We start from the raw sequence: 20,890 nt of genomic DNA on the forward strand, positions 1-20,890 counted from the left end.
GAGCGGTCGATCAAGATCGCAATGCTACTCATCACACGGTGGGGGACACTCATCACTCAGAAGCGAGCGTGGCGTTCCCCCGTGCCTGTGGGGTATCAGCGGCCGTCTGGCGACCCACCTTGAACCATGCGGCGTACAACGCCGGGACGAAGAAGATCGTCAGTAGCGTCGCCACGGTAAGACCGCCCATGATCGCAATTGCCATCGGCCCCCAGAACACACTGCGCGTTAGCGGGATCATTGCAAGCACGGTGGCCAGCGCCGTCAGCATCACCGGACGAGCCCTGTGAATGGCGGCATCCAGCACGGCATTCCACGGGTCGCGTCCTTCGGCGATCTCGGTTTGCACCTGGTCGATCAGGATGACCGAGTTGCGCATGATCATGCCACCCAGTGCAATGATGCCCAGGATCGCGACGAAGCCCAGCGGCGACTGGAACACCAGCAGCGCCGGCACCACACCGATCAAGCCCAGCGGTGCGGTCAGCACCACCATCCACATGCGAGAGAAGTTCTGCAGTTGCAGCATAAGCAGCAGCAGGATGCTGATCATCATCAGCGGAGCCACCGCCAGCAGCGCCTTGTTGGCCTTGTCGCTTTCCTCCACCGCGCCGCCCACGTCGATGCGGTAGCCCGACGGCAGTTTCGCTTCGATCTCCTTGAGCAACGGCCGGATCTGCTGCGTCACCGATACACCTTGCTCGCCATCCTTCACGTCGGCACGCACCGTGATCGCCATGTCGCGGTTGCGGCGCCACAGCACCGGCTCTTCCAGTTCCGAGCGCACCTGTGCGACTTGCGACAGTGGCACCACCGTGCCCTGGCGCGTATAGAGGTTGATGTCTTTGAGTGTGTCGAGGCTCAAGCGCTCCTCAGGCACGGCACGGGCCACGATGTCGATCAGGTCCTCGCGTTCACGCAGTTGCGACAGGGTTGCGCCGTTCATCACGGTCTGGGTCGCCAGCGACACGTCGGCCGGCGTAAGACCCAGCGCACTTGCCTTGTCCTGATCCAGCTGCACTTTCAGCGTGCGCACCGGGTCATTCCAGTCAAGCTGGAGGTCGCGCACCTTCGGGTTGGACGCCACCACCTTCTCTACATCGCGAGCGATCCGGCGCACCACCTGGGTATCGGGGCCTACGACGCGGAACTGCACCGGGTAGCCGACAGGCGGCCCCAACTCGAGCCGGGTCACCCGCACCCACGCCTGCGGGAATTGTTGGTCGGCCGAGGTCATCAGCCGTGCACGGACTCGCTCGCGTGCATCCAGGTCCTTGGTCATCACAACGAACTGGGCAAATCCGGGATTCGGCAGCTCGGGGTTGAGCGAGAGATAGAAGCGCGGAGCGCCGGCGCCGGTGTAGGCGGTATAGAAACGCACGTCCTCATCCTTCGCCAGGATCTCTTCCATGTGCTTGACCTGCTCGGTCGTCGCGGCGAACGAGGAGCCTTCCTTGACGCGCAGGTCAATGACCAGTTCAGGACGCGAACTGTTGGGGAAGAATTGCTGCGGCACTAGCTTGATACAGGCCAGCGCCAGCACCAGGGCGCCAAACGTCGCACCGATGACCGCCCAGCGGTGCTCGATGGCGGCGTCGATCAGGCGGCGCAGGCTGCGGTAGAACTTCGTGTCATACAGATCACCGTGCTGGTGCTTGCCCAATTCGTTGGGCAGCATCTTCACTGCCAAGTACGGTGTGAAGATGCCGGAGCAGATCCACGAGAACAGCACCGCGGCGCCGACGATCCAGAAAATGCCACCTGCGTACTCGCCGGTAGTGGACTTCGAGAGGCCGATCGGCAGGAAGCCCACGACGGTGATGAGTGCGCCGGTCAGGCGCGGCATGGCGGTGGATTGATAGGAGAAGGCGGCCGCCTTTACGCGGTCCATGCCGGTTTCCATCTTCGCCACCATCATCTCGATAGCGATGATGGCGTCATCCACCAGCAGTCCCAACGCGATAATCAGCGAGCCGAGCGAGATGCGTTCGAGGTTCCAGCCCATCGCCAGCATCACCAGCGCCACGCCACCCAGCACCAGCGGCACCGTGGTCGCGACCACGAGGCCGGCGCGCCAGCCCAGGCTGGCCAGGCTCACCGCGATCACGATGATCAGCGCCTCGGCCAGCGCATGACCGAAGTCCAGGATGGCGTCCTTCACCGTGGTTGGCTGGTCGGCCACCAGCTCCAGCTCCACGCCGTGTGGAAGTTCGGACTGGATCTTGGCGACTGCCGTATTCATCGCCTTGCCAAGGTCCACGATGTTGCCGTCGCTGGTCATCGTGATGCCGAGCATCAGCACTGGCTGGCCGTTGTGGCGTACCGTGTAGGTGGGCGGATCTTCGAAGCCACGGGTAACGGTCGCAATGTCGCCGAGTTTGATCAGCCGGCCGCCTGCGCTGATGGGCACGTTGCGGATAGCCTCTTCGCTGGCGAATTGGCCGCTCACGCGCACCATCACGCGGTCGCCGCGGGTGTCGATCTGGCCTGCGGGCAACAGTGCGTTCTGGCTCTTGAGGCTTTCGGCGATGGCCAGCGGTGTAATGCCCAACGCTGCCAGGCGCTCGTGCGAGAACTCGACGTAGACACGTTTGGCCTGTTTGCCGATGAGGTCGATCTTCTTGACCATCGGCACCTTCAGCATCTGGCGCTTGATGTCTTCGGCCGCGTCCGACAGGTCGGCGTGACCGATGCCGTCGCCCTTGACGGCGTACATCAGGCCATACACGTCGCCGTACTCGTCGTTTACGATCGGCCCGATCACGCCGTCAGGCAGCTCGAGGCTCAGGTCGTTGAGCTTTTTACGCGCCTGGTACCAGGCCTCGCGCTGGTCAGCCTTGGAGGTGCCGCCGCGCACGGTGAGCGTCATGCCCGCGTAGCCTTGGCGCGCGTAGGTGACCACCTTTTCGAAGTTGTCGATCTGCTCGAATTTCTTCTCCATGCGGTTGAGGACCTGGTCCTGCATCTGCTGGGCGGTAGCGCCCGGCCAGATGACCATGGTGGTCATGGAGGGCACGGAAAAATTCGGGTCCTCGAGCTGACCGAGCCGGGTGAAGCTGAAGGCACCGGCCACCGCGACGAGGATGAGCATGAACAGGACGATGGCGCGGTGGCGCAGCGCCCAGTCGGTGAGGTTGAAGTTGTTCATCGGGCGGCCTGCTGCGGGGTGTTCGCGTCAACAATCGACGCGCCGGGAAGCGCGACTTTCAGCCCGGATGACATCTTCTGCACCCCGGCGGTGACGATCAATGCACCAGCCTGTGGCCCGGAGACAAGCACTTCGTCATTGCGATAGCCCCACACCGCCACCTGCACCAGTTCGACGATGCCCGCCAGACCCTCGCCCTCGGGCGTGACCACCCACAGCGCTGGCTGGCCTCCGATTTGTGTCAGTGCCGTGGCTGGCACCGCCGCCACGGAGACATTTGTCATCATCCGCTCGGCGGTTACCGTGGCAGTGGCGCCCAGTGGCAGCGCCTGCACCGGTTTGAGTCGCGCGCGATAGGTGCGTGTCTGCGTCGCAGCCTGCGGTGACAGTTCACGCAGCGTGACATCGAAGACGTCGTTCGGCGCACTGGCCAGCGAAGCCTTGAAACGTGCCTCCTTGAAGACCGACAGCTGATCCTCGGGCACATCGATGACGATCTCGGACTCATCCGGATTCGCAACCGAGACGACCGGTTGGCCCTCGGCCACGACCTGTCCGGCCTCAAAGCGTACAGCCGTGACAACACCGCTACGCGAGGCGCGCAGCACGGTGTATTTGAGCCGGTTGCGCGCGAGCTCGAGCTTACGTGCCTCGGCCTCGGCGGTCGCATGCGCGGTTTGGGCGTTGGTCTGCGCGCGCTCGTCATCGGCCGCACTGACCGAGCCGTCAGCCTTCAGCGCGGTCAGGCGCTGGCGGTCCGAATCGGCCTGGCGCGTCTGCTCGACGGCAACCGTCCATTGTTGTCGTGACGCGTCTTCAGCGAGGCGGTAGTCGCTGTCATCCAGCACAGCCAGGATGTCGCCTTCGTGCACATACTGGCCGACATCGACCTTGCGCTGGGCGACCTTGCCGCCCACGCGGAAGGCCTGATCGACTTCGTGCCGCGACTGGACGGTGCCGACGTAACGACTGATGTCGCGGGCATTGTCGTAGCTGATTGCCGCGGTGCGAACCGGTCGTGGTGCCTGCACGGTGGGTTGTTCCGGGCTACAGGCGCAAAGCATGACGGCTACGGCCAGGGCGCCGGCCGCAGTAAGGGAGGTTTTCAAGGCGGTTCCTCTTTGGAAAACGACAGATTCTTAGGAAAGTGGTGGCCGGTCGGCTTCGATGGTTGCGGTGGGAGTGGCGGGGTGTTCGAACACCTGCCAGCCTCCGCCCAATGCCTTGTAGAGCTGCACGCTGTCGAGCAGCAGGCGGGTGTTGCTTTCATTGGCGTTCAGGCGTGCCGCCAGACGCGCTCGCTGTGAGTCCAGCAGCGGCAGCAGGTCGATCTGCCCTCTATCGTAGAGCGACTGCGCGTGGCTCAGTGCAGCCTCCGCGGACTCGGTGGCCGACTGCAACGATTGGGCACGCTGACGCTCCTGGGTCTGGGTGACGAGGGCGTTCTCCACGTCCTCGAGCGCGCGCACAATGCCGTCCTCGGCGCGCAGTAGCGCCTCACGTTGGCCGCTCTCGGCGACCTCGTTGATCGCGCGCGTGCGCCCGGCGTTGAAGATCGGCATCGTGAGCAGGGCGGCCACGTTGGTGAAGCGGGCGGCGCCCAGGTCCAGACCGTTCATCTCAAGGCCCTGGCGACCATAGGATGCCCCGAGGAACAGCCGCGGAAACCACTCGGCTGCGGCTTGTTTACGGCGCGCATTGGCGGCATCGAGTTGCGCCATCAACGCCAATACATCAGGCCGGCGCTGTAGCAGGGTGGCGGGCTGCCCTTGTCGGGCCTCGGGCGCCATCACGTTGCCAGGGGAGGGCTGGATGCTCGCGGCATTAAAGGCCTGGTCACCGACCAATACCGCGATGCGGTGCCGCGCCACAGCCGCCTGGGTTTCCAGCGCAGGGATCTGCGCGCGCGCCGAAGCGGCATCGGTCTGTGCGCGCTCGACGTCGAAGGCGGTGGCCAGCCCGACACGGTGGCGGGCATTGACCAGGCGCAGTGTCTCGTCCTGCGCGGTCGAGATCGCGCGTAGCGTTTCGGCCTGGCGCAGCGCACCGACCAGTGTGAAGTAGTTACTGGCAACGTCGCTCATCACCAACAGACGCACGCCACGCACGCCGTCCTCCGCGGCCAGTGCCTCGGCCTCGGCTGCTGCCGCGCCAGCGCGCAGGCGTCCGCTGAGGTCGAGTTCCCAAGAGACGTCCAGGCCTGCGCCGACGGTCTTGGTGTCCGGGACTCCCTGCTTCTTGGCCGTGCTGTAGCCGCTGCTACTGTCGGAGCCGAAGGCGGACATTCCGACGCTCGGAAAGAGCCAGGAGCGACTGATCGTCTCGCCGGCGCGAGCGGTGCGCACGCGCTCGGCCGCAATCTTGATATCACGGTTCTCGTGCATTGCGCGGCGCACCAGATCGGTCAACACCGGGTCGTTGAACGTTTCCCACCACGCGGCTTCGGGTTCCATCTCGGAGGCTGTGCTTGCAGCGAACTTGGCCGCCAGGGGCACCGACGGTTTGGCGGTCTCCGTAGAGCAACCGGTTAAGACCAGGGCGATAGACGCGGCGAGCGCCGCACCCACGACGACGCCGAGCAGGCGTTCGGCATATTGCAGGGGCGTCAGCCCGGCGTAGCGGGTCAGCGGATGGGAGGTTGGAAGTCGCGGCATCGGATTGGACTCGTGTAGATTCGAGGTGGCATCAGCGTAGGGCCCGGTGTGTGCGAAGTCGTCAGCGAAGCGTCGCCGTTCGGTCGCCATATCGAGCGTTGATTCAGGTTGGAGGTGTCACTCGCTGTCGGCATCTGCCGCGTGCTCGCCGGTCGCTGACGCGAGGTCGGAGTCAATCGACTCCAGCAATGCTTCGGCGGACGAAAACTCGCGTTGACGCCCGGTAACCAGGTTTTCGAGGCGGCCCACGAGCGCCCCGGGCATGGCGTCGCTACGCAGCTTCACGACATACGAGCGGCGGTTCGGGTACTTGGATTCAGGGTTCAGGCTCATTGCAGACCAGGGGATCAGAAAGTTCGACGACAGCGTAGGCCGTCCCCCTGGTCAAGTCGTAAGCGAAAGGTCGTACTTCGGTCGGGAATACTGCAGCCCTTGTGGGAGCCTGCCTCGGTGGCGAGGGGGCTTGCCCCCGTTCGACTGCGAAGCAGTCGTAAAACCGGTCGCCGCTTTCTAACTCAAAATCGCGGTGACTGGATTCGGGTGCGCTCCGCGCCCCAACGGGGGCAAGCCCCCTCGCCACAGAGGCTCGCTCCCACAGGTTTCGCGTCTTTAATTCACGGGCTTTGCAGCCTGAAGCAGCGAGCGCGCACGTTTCACCAGCTCGGTTCCATCGGTTTCGGGCAATTGCTCAACCAGCGCCGCCAGGGCCTGGCGGTCCTCGGTAGCCGCGTCGTGGTGCTCGCACAACTCGACCAGCGCGAGCAGCTCCAGCCACGGTGCCGCCTGGGCGCGCGACTCCTCAATTGCCCGCCGCGCTGCGGTGTTGCCGGCATCGAGCCGGCCTTGCATCCGCGCAATCGCTGCCCCCAGCAGCAACAGTTGCGGCAGGTAGACGCGCTCACCCAGTTCTTCCCCCACCCGTAGTGCTTCCTCCAGCTCAACTTGCGCGGCGTCGCAATCACCGGCCAGCAACAACGCCTCGGCGGCGTAGCCGAGCACTTCGCTGGCACCGGAGCGCATGCCGAGCCCGGTGTGTTCGTCGTAGGCCTCGCGGATGCTGCGGTAGCCGTCACGCGGTGCGCCATTGCGCGCCTCGGCCCAGCCTCGCCACCAGCGGCAAGCCGTGCGCCCCAGTGCCAGCGAGTACTCGTCGACCAGCGTCTGCATGTCGTCAGCCAGTGCTGCCACACGCACGGGGTTGCCCATCCGCACCTCGATCAACACCTCTTGCCAGGTGGCGACCAGCCAAGTCATGGGCTGGCGAAGCGCCTGAGCGCGGGTCCGCGCCCGCTGCATGTGGTCCCGGCCTTGCACAACAAGACCTGAGCGCACGAGTTCTATGGCCAACATACCGTGCAGCATGACCTGAGGATCGGCCGCAAAGATTTCGTTTGCCCCGATGTCCAGCGGCTCGGCGATTGCAAGCGCGCGCTCTAGCCATTGGCGGGTCTCTTGTGTACGCCCCTGAAGATGATGCACCTCGCCCTGTACGATGCATGCCACCAGCATGAGCGCTGGATCATTCGCCTCGCACGAGAGGGTTTCGGCGCGTTCTGCTACCGCCAGCGCCTGCGCATAGTCGCCGCGCAGCCCGAGCAGATAGCCGAAGCCGTGCAGCAGGCGCCCGCGCATCGGATGCTCGGGTAGCTCCGCTAGCCGCGTGTACGCGCGTTCGAATGCGTTCCTGGCTTCGTTGCCGACACCGAGCGTATGGAACGCCGATACGCCCTGCAGCGTCGCCAAGGTAATTTCGAGCGTATCGCGCTCGATCCCTTCCGGTGCTTGCCGCAGCAGGACCAGCGCGCGCTCGGTGAGACCGATGCACAACGCCGGGCTGAAGTGCAGCAGCGCGGCTTCCGCGGCTTCGGCGTAATAACGCAGCGCGATCATCGGCTGCCGAGCCCGGTCGAAGTGTGTCGCCAGTTCCGAGGCAGCAACCGGCACGCCGGCCATGCGTTCGTGTTCGAGCGCAGCGCCAACCTGGTGATGAAGGTGGGTGCGCAACGAGCGCGGCGTGCGGTCGTACAGTACCTGGCGGAAGAGGGCGTGGCGGAAAGAGTAGGGTAGCTCCGCCATTTCATCAGGTTCGGCGCCCCGCGACCGCGTGAGCCACATCTGCTCGCGTACCAGTTCCTCGCAGGTGTCGGCCACGCAAGCGAGATCGCGCTCGAGGGCCAGCGAAACCGTCTCGACCCGAAATTCGACTCCGCAGACTGCTGCCGCCGAGAGCAGCGCACGCTGCTCGTGCCCGAGCCTGGTGATGTAGTGATCAATGATGGCCGCGAGGTTTTCGGGAACCGCCATTCCCGCCAGCCGGGCTTCGATGGTGGTGTCGTCGTCCGCCGGATCCATCACTTCACTGATGACTGACGACACGAACAGCGGCACACCGTCGGTGCGCTCGTGCAGGGCGCGCACGAAGGCTTCATCGCGCGCCAGCGATGTCGAACGTAGCGCGATGTAGTCAGCGACTTCGGTTTCCGAGAACGGATCGAGCACCACTTCCTCGCACAGACGTTGTTGGCGCAGTTCGTGGCGCAACGAATTGAGCGGATGTTCGAGCGCTACCACCTCGGCGACGCGGAAGCTCGACAGCCACATAAGTCGTGTGCGGCCGCGCCGACGCGCCACATAGTCGATGAGCTGGACCGTCGCCCGATCGCTCCAGTGCAGGTCTTCAGTCACCAGCAACAGCGGTCGCTGCTCTGTGTAGCGGTCCAATAGCTCGCCCATTTCTCGCAGCATGCGATCCGGACCGATGCCCGCAAGTTCTCGCCGCAGCGCGTCTCGCTCTTGCGCTGTGCTCAGCCACGGCAGTTGCAGCAGCCAGGTCGGCGCCACGGTGCGCAGCAGTGCCGGCAGGGCAGGGTCGCTGCGGCACAGATCGGCCAAAGCCTCCAACACCGGCAGGTACGGTTCGCCGGTGCCGTAGTGCTCCACGCAGTGGCCGCGGGCACAGGCGATGCCGCCTAGGCTCGCGAGGAAATGCTCGATCAACGTGGTCTTGCCAATTCCCGGTTCTCCGGCCAGCCAAACCACCGCACGCTGCCCGCCGCAAGCCCGCTCCCATGCCCGTTGCAGTCTTGAGAGTTTGTCGGTGCGACCAATGAATGGTGTCGATGGATACGCGCCGACCACTGGCACCGTCGTGGATGCAGACGGTATCGAAAGGGCAGGGGATGGCCCGGCGATGAACCGATAGCCGCGCCGCGACACCGTCTCGATGAAGCGGGGCTGCCTGGGGTCGTCGCCCAGCACCTTGCGCAGATCGCTGATGGCCGTCTTCAACACTGAATCGCTGACAAACCGATGTCCCCATACTTCATCCAGCAAAGCATCCTTGGTCACCAGCGATCCCGGCTGGCGTGCAAGTGCACAAAGCAGCATGAAGGGCGTTGGTGCCAACGCCACGGCTTCTCCATTACGTGACAAGCAGGCGTTGGTTTCGTCGAGTTCGAACTCGACGAAGCACAGCTGGACCGGGTTTGGATGGGACTGCGGACGTGCCACGTTGGATTCCTGAAAACTGAAACAGAGTTATGCGCCGTGAGGCATGGCACGTGGTCACTCCAATAACAACGCTGATCGGCTCGGAAGCCAAGCCTCGTCGGTCGGAAACTGGTGTCGGAAAATTAATGACAAGAGTTTCAATATTGAAAAATGTTTCAATTTTACATACCTTCACCTTGCCTGACGATGAGACCTGCGTGTCTCACGACTTCAATCACAACAAGGGCTCGAGATGAACAACAACAAGAAAGGTTCCGAATTGCCTTCCACCGCTGTCGATGTGCTGGTCGTCGGTAACGGTCCGGTAGGGGTGACAATCGCGGCGTTGCTCGGCCGCTATGGTGTAAAGACGCTGGTATTGGACAAGTCCCATGAGGTCCTGCTGATGCCCCGCGCCATTGCTCTGGACAACGAGGCGCTTCGCATCCTGCAACTCGCCGGATTGTCGGAGGATGCTTTCGAGAAGATCGTTATCCCTGAAGTGAAGATGCATTCCCCGGTCCTCGGGCAATTCAGTCGGGCCAATACCGCGGGGTGCATCGACGGTCATCCCAAACTGGTGACGTTCTATCAACCCGACCTTGAACATGCGATGCGCAACCAGGTCTCCCGGCTGAAGTCGGTGACCAGCCTGGGTGGATTCGAGCTTGAGAGTCTGGTCGAGGAGTCGGAGGGTGTCGTGGCCTCCGTACGGGATCAGGATGGCCATGTGCATTCCGTTCGCGCCCGTTACCTGATAGGTGCCGATGGTGCAAGTTCCAGGGTCAGGGCCTTGATTGGCCAGGAATTCGAAGGACAAACCTATGCAGAGGATTGGCTGATTGTCGATACCAGGAACCGGCATCAATCAGCGATCGATCACGTTGAATTTATCTGTGATCCACGGCGCCCGACACCGCACATGCCAGCTCCTGGCGGAAGGGAACGTTGGGAGTTCATGCTGCACCCCGGCGAATCCCGGGAAGAGCTGGAAAGCCCGGAAAGTATCGCCCGGCTGATCGCGCCATGGATCAATCCGCAGGAGCTGGAAATCGAGCGCAAGGCGGTGTATCGATTCCACGCGCGCTGCTGCAACCGATTCAGCAAGGGGCGAGTCTTCCTTGCAGGGGATGCGGCCCACATCACCCCGCCCTTTGTCGGGCAAGGTCTCGTCGCAGGACTTCGAGATGGCGCCAACCTAGCCTGGAAACTGGCCTGGGTCCTTCACGGCCAAGCCGCGCCTTCAATACTCGATACCTATGACGTGGAGCGTCGTCCCCATGCCCAGGCGATGATCAATCTGGCGAAACTCATGGGCCGTTTGGTGATGCCGAGAAACAAGGTCGCCGCTTTTTTCATCCACGGCATGATGCGCACGCTGGCGTTGACGCCCGCGTCCAGAAAGTACTTCGAACAGTTGGACATCAAACCGAAGAACATCTTCAAGCAGGGTCTGTTCATGCAGCATCGTCGTGGCGACAAACTGGTTCGTGGCAGTCTGTTTCCCCAGGCCTGGGTTCGCAACTCACAACAGCAGATCCAGCTGAGCGATGAGGCGCTCGGACACAACCTGACCCTGGTCGGGTTCGGTGTTGACCCGTTATCACTGCTGAGCACTGCTCAAGTCTTTTCCTGGATAAAGATGGGCGGTCACTTCTTGCAGATCGGGCCCTGCGGTCAGCGCTCCGACAGCGGTTGCGACTTCATCGAAGACCTGAACCATGAGATCCTGCCGCTGGCCGGCAAAGGCACGCTCGTTGCGATTCGCCCCGACCGTATCATCATGCACCACGCTCCCGGCACAGAGGCAGACAGTCTGGTTCGAGAGTGCCAGATCCTGATGGCCAGCGTCGATTCCACTGCCGATAGCGTTTCCATTACCATCAACGAGCCCCCTCGATTAAGAGCGTGAAGATGCCATCCCCCACTTTTCCTTCAGAAGAAACTGCGCAAGAACCTCTCACTCGAGGTCACAAGAAGCGTGAACGCACCCGTCGCGGCCTGGTGGACGCGGCATTGCGTCTTGTTGCGCGCAAGGAGGTGGGGGAGATTGCACTGCTCGAGGTCGCCGCGGAGGCTGCGGTATCCAACGGCACCATCTACAACTATTTTCGAACGCGCGACGAAGTGCTCGAGGCGGTTGGCATCGCCATGGCGTCCGAGTTCTCAGATGCCATTTCCGCCTTGAGCTCGGACGTGCATTGCGGCGCACAGCGGCTTTCGATCGGCGTGCGCATGTTCGTCCGTCGGGCTGCCTACGACCATCAATGGGCTAACGCACTGCTGCGCATCATCCATTCCGATCAGGCCATGCGTTCGCGCTTGGCTGACCATGTGCTGGGCGACCTGCGTGACGGTCTGCGCGCGGGCACTTTCGCTTATGAGGACGAAGGGGTCGCCCTGGACATGGTCGTATCGTGCACAACCGGAGCCATGCGCTCGGTTGTCGAGGGGCGTGCGGCGGCAGAGCACGATCTGCTGGTCGCCGAGATGATTCTCAAGGCGCTGGGCGTAACACCGGCCAGAGCCAAGAAAATCGCCGGTAAGCCGCTACCTTAGCCCCCGATGTCATTCTCGATTCGCCAGGCCTTCTGCTGAACATTCATGTTCATTTTTGTTGGTGAATAGAACTCCAAATCTTTTCGTTGACCTTGAAAAAACATTCGAGGAATCCGTTTTTATACGGCATAGAACGGTTTTCCTGGATGGTTTCGTTCTTGATTCAAAAAACTTTGTTGACTGCCGATGAACACGAGTGTTCAATTGGCTCATAAGGTAATTTTGGAGAGATAACGTGGAATCCCTGAATCCGACACAGCGCCGCATTCATCAAGCCGCCTTCCGCCTGTTCGCGGAAAGAGGTACCTCCCAGGTGAACATCCTTGACCTCGCACAAGAGGCAGGAGTAGCGCGCGGAACGATCTACAGCAACATCGACAGCATGGAAAACCTGTTCGAGGCAGTTGCCAGCCATCTCGCCAGGGAGATGCATGAGCGCGTCAACAAGAGCTTCGACGCTCTCACCGATCCGGCTCAGCGTCTTGCCAATGGCATTCGACTCTTCATTCGTCGCGCTCATGAGGACTCCCATTGGGGAGCGTTCATCCATAAGTTCGCCATGAGCAATGCTTCGTTGCGCGAAATGTTCAGCAGCCAGGCGACGACCGATCTTCTGAGTGGACTTGCCAGTGGGCGGTACACGTTTGCGCAGGAGCAATTGCTCTCAGTCTTGACGCTGATATCGAGCAGTGTGCTGGGCTCGATTTTCCTGGTGCTGGAAGGGCATAGAACGTGGCGCGAATCGGGCTCTGACACGGCCGAGCTGGTGCTGCGGGCATTGGGTGTGGCACCAGAGGAGGCCCGTGAGCTGGCGACTACAGAGCTGCCAACACTTCCTTCTCTCGACTAGTTCGTAAGCCGATTCAACTAAACGCCTCTGGATTTTCAGGGGCGCGGGGACGGCTTTACCCTAAAAAACCGGAAAACAAGAACAATGAACAACAAAAACCAATTGCATCGGTTGGCAACGCAACAACCCGCCCGGCATCCGCAGCCGACGGTGAAGGCCCAGGGGCTGACTCACCTGATCTTTCAACGGCCGGACTTGAATGAGGCGGCGCGGTTTCTGACCGATTTCGGCCTGACAGTCAGTCAGCAGGACGCCGATACGCTTTATCTGCGCGCTATTGATCCCACTGCCTACTGCTACCGCGTCCATCGTGCGAAACAGGCACGTTTTGTCGGGTTCGGGTTGGCTGTCCAGTCGCTTGAGGAACTGCAAAAACTGATGGGAATTCCGGGCGCGTCAGCGGTCGAGAAATCGGAACATCCGGGTGGCGGGCATTGCGTCAGACTGACTGATCCTTCCGGTTTCATTGTGGAAGCTGTTTGCGAGCAGACTCCGAGCATAACGCTGGGACACCGAACGCCCCTTCCCTGGAATCTGGCGCATGAGCAACTGCGGATCAACGCCACACAGCGTCCGCCGATCGCTCCCCCTGAAGTATTCAGGCTCGGTCACATCGTCATCGAAGTGGCCGACTACCAGGCGACCTGTGCCTGGTACACCAAGCATTTCGGGTTCATTCCCAGCGATGTGCAGGTGCTCCCCGATGGCACACCTATCGTCACTTTCATGCGCCTTGACCTCGGTGAAGTTCCCGCCGCTCACCATACGCTCGCGATAGCGCAAGGGTTCATGGCCACCTATAGCCATAGCGCTTATGAGGTTGTCGATGCCGATGCGGTGGGAATGGGGCAGCGCGTCCTGCGCGAGCGCGGTTGGGAGCACTCATGGGGCATTGGCCGGCACATTCTGGGCAGTCAGATCTTCGATTACTGGCAAGACCCTTGGGGCGATAAGCACGAGCATTACTGCGACGGGGATGTGTTCACGGCCGCACAGCCTACGGGTATTCATCCCGTAAGCCCCGAGGCAATGGCGCAGTGGGGGCAGCGCATGCCCAAGAGCTTTACAAAACCCAGGATGAGTTTGAGCAAGCTGCGTGCGCTGATCCGGAACCTGCGACGCAGCCCCGACCTGACCCTTCGCAAGCTGGTAACACTCATGCGGATGTTCGGGTAGGGCTGCCAGCCTTTCCACAGAACAACACCACAGATCTCGCGCCGCCGTGGGCGGGACAAACGCTGCTCCAGGAGTACCTTCAATGTCTGCTGTACACGTAGTCCGCTTTGAATTTCAGAACGGTATCCACTGGGGCGTGCTACGCCAGGGCCGTATCACGGTTGTCCCCGGTGTTTTTGAAACCACCGGTGATTTCATTCGCCAGAACAGCCTCGGCGACCTCGCTCAAATAACAGGTACGGAGCTTGCGGAGGGCGAAGTGAAACTGCTGTCGCCGATCACCCGTAACCAGCAGTTCGTCTGCCAGGGCGCCAATTACCGTCAGCACATGATCGAGTCGGGCATGGACCCGGATGCGAAGAAATTCAACATGATCTTCACCAAGGCGACCAGTTGCCTGGTGGCAGCGGACAGCGACCTGATCAAGCCGCGCACCGTGCGCTTCCTTGATTACGAGATCGAACTGGGGCTGGTGATGAAACGCGCGATCACCGGCGCTGTGGCTGTTACCGACGCCAATCTGCATGAGTTCATCGCAGGCGTCGTCATCGTCAATGACTACTCGGCTCGTGACATTCAGATCCCTCAGATGCAGTTCTACAAGGGCAAGAGCTTCCGCACATTTGGCCCGGTCGGCCCGTACCTCTGCCTTCTGGATGCCAAGAGCATGCCTTACCTCAAGGCATTGCAGTTGCGCCTGACGGTTAACGATCAGGTGCGCCAGAACGACAGCACGGCCAACCTGGTTTACGGCCCGGCCGAAACCCTTACCGAACTCTCCGCCGTGCAAGATCTTGCCGTTGGAGACCTGATCGCCACCGGTACACCCGCCGGCTGTGCGCTGACCGTTCCTTCGCCTGCCAAACAGCGCATTGCGGCCCTGATGCCAGAAGCTACCAAGTGGAAGCTGTTCCTCAAGGCGCAGGAAAGCCGGACGCAGTATCTCAAGCCAGGTGACGTGGTCGAGGCGCGCATTCGCAGCGCCGATGGTGTGATCGACCTCGGCGTGCAACGTAACCGTGTCGTGGAGGAAGCCTGATGACGGTGCAGACCCTGAGTGACATCGAAAGTCTCGAACGAGTCCCCTTGTCGGAGCGTGGCCTGGCATCCAGCACTTATGAAGCGCTGCGGCAGGCCGCCAAGTGCACCCCCCGGGCGCCGGCGCTGAGCTTCTTCGCCAATGCCGCCGATTTCAAGCGCACCTGCGAGTGGAACTACTCCCAGCTCTTCGCGGATATCACCCGCGCGGCGAATGCTTTCCATGACCTGGGCATCAAACCGGGCGAGGTGCTTGCCTTCATCCTGCCCAACCTGCCGGAAACCCATTTCACCATATGGGGCGGGGAGGCGGCTGGCATCGTCATGGCGATCAATCCTCTGCTCGAAGCCAAGCAGATGGCTGGCTTGCTGAATGCCGCGAAGGCCTCCGTGGTGGTAACGCTCGCACCGACCCCGGGTAGCGATCTGTGGCCCAAACTGGCTTCGCAGCTGGATCAGTTACCTGCGCTCAGGTCTGTCGTTTGGGTCAGCATGGAGCCCTATGTCGCCGAACCGGTGTGCGGGATCCTGCAAGCCATGGCACTGAAGGAGCGAGACTTACACAACGGTATCGCGATCCACGATTGGCTATCGCTGATGAATACTCAGCCGCACACACACCTGATCAGCGGTCGACAAATCCGCCAGGATGAGTGCTCTTCCTATATCTGTACGGGCGGCACCACCGGGCTCCCCAAGATCGCCGCGCGAACCCATGGCTCGGAAGTATTCAATGCATGGGCCATGGCCGCTCACATGCAGCCACGCACGAGTGGCCAGGTTATCTTTTGTGGCCTGCCGCTGTTTCATGTCAATGGACAAATGGTGACTGGCCTGATGCCTTGGACTCAAGGCGACCATGTGATCCTCGGGACGCCTCAAGGGTATCGTGGCGAGGGGGTGATCCCGCGATTCTGGGAGATGGTCGAGCACTTCGGTATCAACTTCTTTTCCGGCGTGCCAACGGTCTATGCCGCACTTCTGCAAAATGAATGGCAGGGTCGCGACCTGTCCAGTCTTCGCTACGCAATGTGTGGCGCGGCGCCCATGCCGGCTGAGCTTCTGCGAGAGTTCGAGCGCCGGACCGGGTTAAAGATCCTTGAGGGTTACGGTCTTACCGAGGGCGCCTGCGTTTCCTCAATCAATCCGCCCCATGGCGAGCGCCGCATCGGCTCCATCGGGATACGGATCGCCTACCAGAATATGCGCGCGGTCGTGCTCAATGACGCGGGTGAATACCTGCGCGACGCCAACGTGGATGAAATCGGGCTCATCACGATCAGTGGTCCGAACCTCTTCGATGGCTATCTGGAGGAGCGTCATAACCAGGGCCTCTGGATCGATATCGACGGTCAGCGCTGGCTGAACACGGGTGATTTGGGTCGCCAGGATGCGCAGGGTTACTTCTGGCTGACCGGGCGCAAGAAGGAGTTGATCATCCGCGGCGGCCACAACATCGATCCGAAGCAAATCGAAGAGGTTCTGCAGGCGCATTCCGCCGTCGCCCTGGCCGCTGCAATCGGCAGCCCCGACGTCTACTCGGGGGAGGTGCCGGTGGCCTACGTTCAGTTGCGCCCCGGGCAAGTTAGCAATGCCAAAGAGCTGGAGGCGTTCGCCCATCTCCACATCAGTGAGCGGGCCGCCGTTCCCAAGCGCATTGAAATCCTCGAAGCATTGCCACTGACGGCCGTGGGCAAGATATTCAAACCTGCTTTGCAGCAGCGGGAGATTGCCAGAGTCGTCCAGCAGGAAGCGGGGCGCCTGGGGCTTTCGGATATTGCTGTCGAGGTCGTGCAGGACACTCGTCGTGGGCCTGTCGCCTGCATCCGGGCCGGAGCCGGCCAGGAAATCCTGGCGCCGCTCCTGGGACACTATAGCTTCCAGATCGAGTGGCTTGCTTGAGTCTCTGATTCGCATCTGTCAGTCCAGCAGCCATGCCCTGGCGCTGTTCCGCCAGGGTCTTTTACACAACTTCGATTCAACTCCAACCGGTGCTGAAAAGTTCACAGGAAGGCGAAGCCTTGCCTGCGTGCAATCAACAAAAACAATAAACAGAGGTGGAAAATGAAACTGAATAGCCGTGTGATCCCGTGTCTTTCTGTTCAGCGAAAGTGTGCTGTCTGGATTAAGTTCACCAGTGCCATGGCACTGCTCAGCGCCTCGACCATTGCCGGCGCCAATGGCATTGGTCTCAACGAACAAAGTGCAAGCAGCGCCGGAACTGCTTATGCGGGACGGTCGTCATCGGCGCTGGACGCCAGCACCATTTATGGAAACCCTGCAGGCCTGACCAAGTTGCAGCGCAGTGAGATTTCCGGTGGGGCCGCAATCGTCTCGGTGAGCAATGACATCAGTGATGCGCAGAGCAGTGCTACAGGAACGAACAAGGGTGATTCGGTTCCTTTGGGGGTCGTGCCCTTCGCCTATCTGTCGACACCGCTTGATGATCGTTTTTCGGCTGGCTTGGGCCTGTATGCGCCGAGTGGCCTGATCAATGACTACGAGAGCACTTTTCAGGGTCGTTATCATGGTTCCTACAGCACGACCAAGGAGATAACCCTGCAGCCCACACTGGCCTATCGGATCAATGATTACGTGTCCATTGGTGGCGGACCGACCCTGAACCGTTTCGATGCAAAGCTTCAGAATTACATGGCAACCGGCGCCCTGAACAACGGCCAGGACACTCTGGTCACCATCAAGGGCGATGACACGACCATTGGCTACAACGTCGGCCTCCTGGTTGACTTTAGCGAGGCCACCCGTTGGGGGGTGACTTATCACTCGAAGGTGAGCTATCACCTCAAAGGGCATACCGAGGTTTCCGGCTCCCCGAGCGTTATCCCGCTGGATGGAAACTATGACACCCGGATAGATCTGACGATGCCCGAAAAAGTGGACACGTCCATCACCCATCATTTCAATAGTCGCTGGACCGGATACCTGGGGACCACCTGGACACGCTGGAGCCGGATCCAGAAGGTCGAGGCAATCAACAGCGGTGTTTCCGCCATGGGCCAGGCTGCCGGCCTGGGGAATGTGGCCGAACAAATGAACTGGCACGACACATGGTCCACCGCGGTTGGCGCCTCCTATCAATTGAACCCGCAATGGCTGGTACGCGCAGGCTATGCCTATGACCCGGCGCCGGTTGGAAATGCCGATCGCAGCGTGCGCGTTCCGGTCGGCAATCGCCAGGCCGTGACCCTGGGCGGCGCATATTCGCCGAACGCCGATCTGACGATCGACTTTGCCTATGGTTATCTCTGGGATTCAAAAGCCTCCGTAAAACACTCGAACGACTCCGGTCTTCAACCGGAATACAGTGCCCATTACGAAAACAGTGCGAATGGAATTTCAGTGCAGGCAACGTATCGGTACTAATCGTCGCTCCTAAGCCCAATGAGGATCATTTAAGCAATTTCAGCCGCGACGCATTCTTTGTTGTAGCAGCTGCCGAGTTCACGAGGCTGCGTTCGGCTGCGTAGCAGTCGTAAAATCAGAACTTACGGTGCATCAGGCAGACCACGCCAGCTGGACTCACGACTGCTACGCAGCCGAACGCAGCCTCGCGAGCTCGGCAGCTGCTACAGATCGTATTACGGCTTAACTGATTGGCGTTCCCACAGGACCCGCTTCGCTACCGCTCCATCAGTTTTTGCACTCCGCCATCACCACATGACAGGTAGTCGGCGTGCCACCGGATTGGCCGGCATAGCGTATGCAATTATCCATGGACTTTTGGCGAGCCAGGTCCAGGGTGGAGCCCCAGGCCAGGCCACCTTCGCCGGCGGTGGGTAGCGCTTTTGCATAGCAACTTGAACCTGTGCTTGAGGCCGTATAGCGAGCGGTGGCTGCTTTGCCCGCACATCCGGCAGTCAATGCCAGGTTGATGGCGAGCAGGGAAGGGAGGATCCATGACGAACATTGGCGTGCTGTTTTGCCGATCATCCCATTTTCCCCTGTATCAAGAGGCTGGAGGCGTGTTTGTGGTCGTGTTCTATTTAGATTAGACGGTTGCGCCTGCCTTGGTTAAAACGGCTCGTTAAATAAACGAGCCGTTGTTGTGAGGGTGTTCAGCGGGGCAAGTGCATGGATGTCAGATCACCTCAAAGGTGATCCGCATCTATCACAGCCTTGGCAAACGCCTGCGGATCTTCCTGCGGCAGGTTGTGGCCGATGCCGCCGCTGATCAGCCGGAACTCGTATTTGCCGGTGAAGCGCTTGGCGTAATCCTCGGGGGCCGGGTGCGGCGCGCCGTTGGCATCGCCTTCAAGGGTGATGGTCGGCACGCTGATGGAAGGCGCCGTGGCCAGTTTCTGCTCCAGCGCTTCGTATCGGCTCTCGCCCTGGACCAGGCCCAGGCGCCAGCGGTAGTTGAACACGGTGATGTCGACATGGTCGGGGTTGTCCAGCGCCTTGGCGCTGCGGTCGAAAGTGGCGTCGTCGAACGCCCATTTCGGCGAAGCCAGTTGCCATATCAACTTGGCGAAGTCGTGGGTGTTTTTCTCGTACCCGGCGCGACCGCGATCGGTGGCGAAGTAAAACTGATACCACCACTGCAATTCAGCCTTGGGTGGCAGCGGGTTCTTGCCGGCCGCCTGATTGCCGATCAGATACCCGCTGACCGAGACCAGCGCCTTGACCCGTTCTGGCCACAGCGCCGAGACGATGTCGGCCGAGCGTGCGCCCCAATCGTAACCACCGAGCACGGCTTGTTTGATCTTCAGCGCATCCATGAAGTCGATGACGTCACTGGCCAGCGCAGCCGGTTGGCCATTGCGAACGGTTTTATCGGACAGAAAATGCGTATCGCCATAGCCACGCGCATACGGCATCAGCACTCGATAGCCCTTCGCGGCAAGCAACGGGGCGACCTCGTCATAGCTGTGAATGTCGTACGGCCAGCCGTGCAGAAGAATCACCACTGGCCCATTAGCCGGGCCTGTTTCGGCGTATGCCACGTCCAGCAGGCCGGCGTTGACATGCTTGAGCGGGCCGAACGGGGAGGGTGTTGCATGAGTGGCGCCAGCATTGACCGAGGTTGGCTGCGCCGCGGTGGTCGTTTGTGCGTGGGCCGCACCGAGAGCGCTGAAGAGGGTAAACGCGAGGATCGACGAGCCGACCAGGCGGTGGCGGTTTTTGCCGGTTTTGTTCTGCAGTGCCATCTTCATGTGATGTCTCCGTTGCAAGTCGTTGGCCAGGGGATCTGACTGAGCCCCTCGAAACCTTGTTTGCATTTGAACGCGGCGACGTATCTGGCCTGTGTCGAATCGCAGGCCAAGTGAAAAGCCATGTATCGAGAGGCTAATCAGACACACTGTGATACATAGGGAGAGATCTCGGTATCAAATCGCATATCTGAAGAAGGTGGGGCCATTGAAATTAAAGTTCAGCCACGTGGATGTTCTCGTCAAAGACCTTGAGGAAGCGTGCAGGTATTACGCCCGTGTCTTCAGCGCCAGAATTTCAAAGACACTTGATTGGCAGCGCGACGGTTTGCATGTGCGCTATGCGATCGTCATGTTTGGTACGGAGCGCCTTATGCTGGTGCAACCGTTTACCGGAAATCTCAAAGCTCTGATGGACGCCAACGGCGAAGGCACCATCTACCGGCACTGTTATTCCACACCGGACATCGAGGTAGCCTATGACGAATTGATCGACGCAGGCGTCCAGCCGGAAGATGAGAACGGCAAACCGCTGTCTCGCGATAACCTCCAGACGCCAAGTGGGACACGCATACTCTGGTTACCGAAACGCTTCGGGCATTTTTCTATTGAGTTGCTTGAAGAGAAAGAGCTGGAGGCGTTTATCAAGGAGGCATTTGCCGAGGAGGGCTGAGGGAGGGCGCTCGGCATTGCCACGCTGACTAGCCGATTGGTCCAGGCTCTACGTGGTCACTGCGAGCGGATGTCGAGACTGACCCCCATAAACCGTGGCGCTAAGGAAGAGCGTGGGCCATCGACTGTCGTA

The 20,890-nt window shown here is 60.9% G+C and carries 15 protein-coding genes; 8 read left to right on the forward strand and 7 right to left on the reverse strand.

What is annotated here, in order from left to right; all coding sequences use genetic code 11:
• Positions 1–52 precede the first annotated feature (52 nt).
• From AC1DQM_RS28340 to AC1DQM_RS28360, 5 genes are all read right to left on the reverse strand, one after another.
• Positions 53–3,148 carry an efflux RND transporter permease subunit gene (locus AC1DQM_RS28340; RefSeq protein WP_477747143.1) on the reverse strand — a complete coding sequence of 1,032 codons (3,096 nt, stop codon included), beginning with the start codon at positions 3,146–3,148 and terminating at the stop codon, positions 53–55.
• Positions 3,145–4,257, reverse strand: coding sequence for an efflux RND transporter periplasmic adaptor subunit (locus AC1DQM_RS28345; RefSeq protein ID WP_477747144.1), 1,113 nt, complete (start codon positions 4,255–4,257; stop codon positions 3,145–3,147). Before AC1DQM_RS28345 ends, AC1DQM_RS28340 begins: the two co-directional genes overlap by 4 nt.
• Before the next feature lie 30 nt (positions 4,258–4,287).
• Positions 4,288–5,802 (reverse strand): efflux transporter outer membrane subunit, encoded by a 1,515-nt coding sequence (locus AC1DQM_RS28350; protein WP_477747145.1) that lies wholly within the window; start codon positions 5,800–5,802, stop codon positions 4,288–4,290.
• Between the two features lie 117 nt (positions 5,803–5,919).
• Positions 5,920–6,135, reverse strand: coding sequence for a hypothetical protein (locus AC1DQM_RS28355; protein WP_477747146.1), 216 nt, complete (start codon positions 6,133–6,135; stop codon positions 5,920–5,922).
• 276 nt (positions 6,136–6,411) lie between these two features.
• Positions 6,412–9,312 (reverse strand): AAA family ATPase, encoded by a 2,901-nt coding sequence (locus AC1DQM_RS28360; RefSeq protein WP_477747147.1) that lies wholly within the window; start codon positions 9,310–9,312, stop codon positions 6,412–6,414.
• 232 nt (positions 9,313–9,544) lie between these two features.
• Between AC1DQM_RS28360 and mhpA the strand changes: the two genes are divergently transcribed.
• The 7 genes from mhpA to AC1DQM_RS28395 all read left to right on the forward strand — a co-directional run bounded on the left by mhpA (position 9,545) and on the right by AC1DQM_RS28395 (position 18,298).
• Complete coding sequence (gene mhpA / locus AC1DQM_RS28365) at positions 9,545–11,203, forward strand: bifunctional 3-(3-hydroxy-phenyl)propionate/3-hydroxycinnamic acid hydroxylase MhpA (RefSeq protein ID WP_477747148.1); 1,659 nt, start codon at positions 9,545–9,547, stop codon at positions 11,201–11,203.
• Between the two features lie 2 nt (positions 11,204–11,205).
• Positions 11,206–11,850, forward strand: a complete 645-nt coding sequence (locus AC1DQM_RS28370) for a TetR/AcrR family transcriptional regulator (protein ID WP_413695301.1) — start codon at positions 11,206–11,208, stop codon at positions 11,848–11,850.
• A gap of 235 nt (positions 11,851–12,085) precedes the next feature.
• Positions 12,086–12,700, forward strand: a complete 615-nt coding sequence (locus tag AC1DQM_RS28375) for a TetR/AcrR family transcriptional regulator (protein ID WP_477747149.1) — start codon at positions 12,086–12,088, stop codon at positions 12,698–12,700.
• A gap of 84 nt (positions 12,701–12,784) precedes the next feature.
• A complete protein-coding gene (locus tag AC1DQM_RS28380; RefSeq protein WP_477747150.1) occupies positions 12,785–13,876 on the forward strand; it encodes a VOC family protein in 1,092 nt (363 codons plus the stop codon).
• A gap of 82 nt (positions 13,877–13,958) precedes the next feature.
• Positions 13,959–14,915: a fumarylacetoacetate hydrolase family protein gene (locus tag AC1DQM_RS28385; protein WP_477747151.1), complete on the forward strand. Its 957-nt coding sequence runs from the start codon at positions 13,959–13,961 to the stop codon at positions 14,913–14,915.
• The gene (locus tag AC1DQM_RS28390) at positions 14,915–16,816 is read left to right on the forward strand and encodes an acyl-CoA synthetase (RefSeq protein WP_477747152.1); all 1,902 of its coding nucleotides are present in this window, start codon (positions 14,915–14,917) and stop codon (positions 16,814–16,816) included. Before AC1DQM_RS28385 ends, AC1DQM_RS28390 begins: the two co-directional genes overlap by 1 nt.
• 162 nt (positions 16,817–16,978) lie before the next feature.
• Positions 16,979–18,298: an outer membrane protein transport protein gene (locus tag AC1DQM_RS28395; RefSeq protein ID WP_477747153.1), complete on the forward strand. Its 1,320-nt coding sequence runs from the start codon at positions 16,979–16,981 to the stop codon at positions 18,296–18,298.
• A 267-nt stretch (positions 18,299–18,565) separates the two neighbouring features.
• Here AC1DQM_RS28395 and AC1DQM_RS28400 read toward each other — a convergent pair whose 3' ends face one another.
• The gene (locus tag AC1DQM_RS28400; RefSeq protein WP_477747154.1) at positions 18,566–18,865 is read right to left on the reverse strand and encodes a hypothetical protein; all 300 of its coding nucleotides are present in this window, start codon (positions 18,863–18,865) and stop codon (positions 18,566–18,568) included.
• A gap of 158 nt (positions 18,866–19,023) precedes the next feature.
• On the reverse strand, positions 19,024–20,088 hold the full coding sequence (locus AC1DQM_RS28405; RefSeq protein WP_477747155.1) for an alpha/beta fold hydrolase: 1,065 nt from the start codon (positions 20,086–20,088) through the stop codon (positions 19,024–19,026).
• 205 nt (positions 20,089–20,293) lie between these two features.
• On the opposite strand from AC1DQM_RS28405, the gene AC1DQM_RS28410 reads away from it, so the two are divergent.
• Positions 20,294–20,758, forward strand: a complete 465-nt coding sequence (locus tag AC1DQM_RS28410) for a VOC family protein (RefSeq protein WP_477747156.1) — start codon at positions 20,294–20,296, stop codon at positions 20,756–20,758.
• Positions 20,759–20,890: the final 132 nt, after the last annotated feature.

This window comes from Pseudomonas sp. 01L34, from assembly GCF_056400265.1.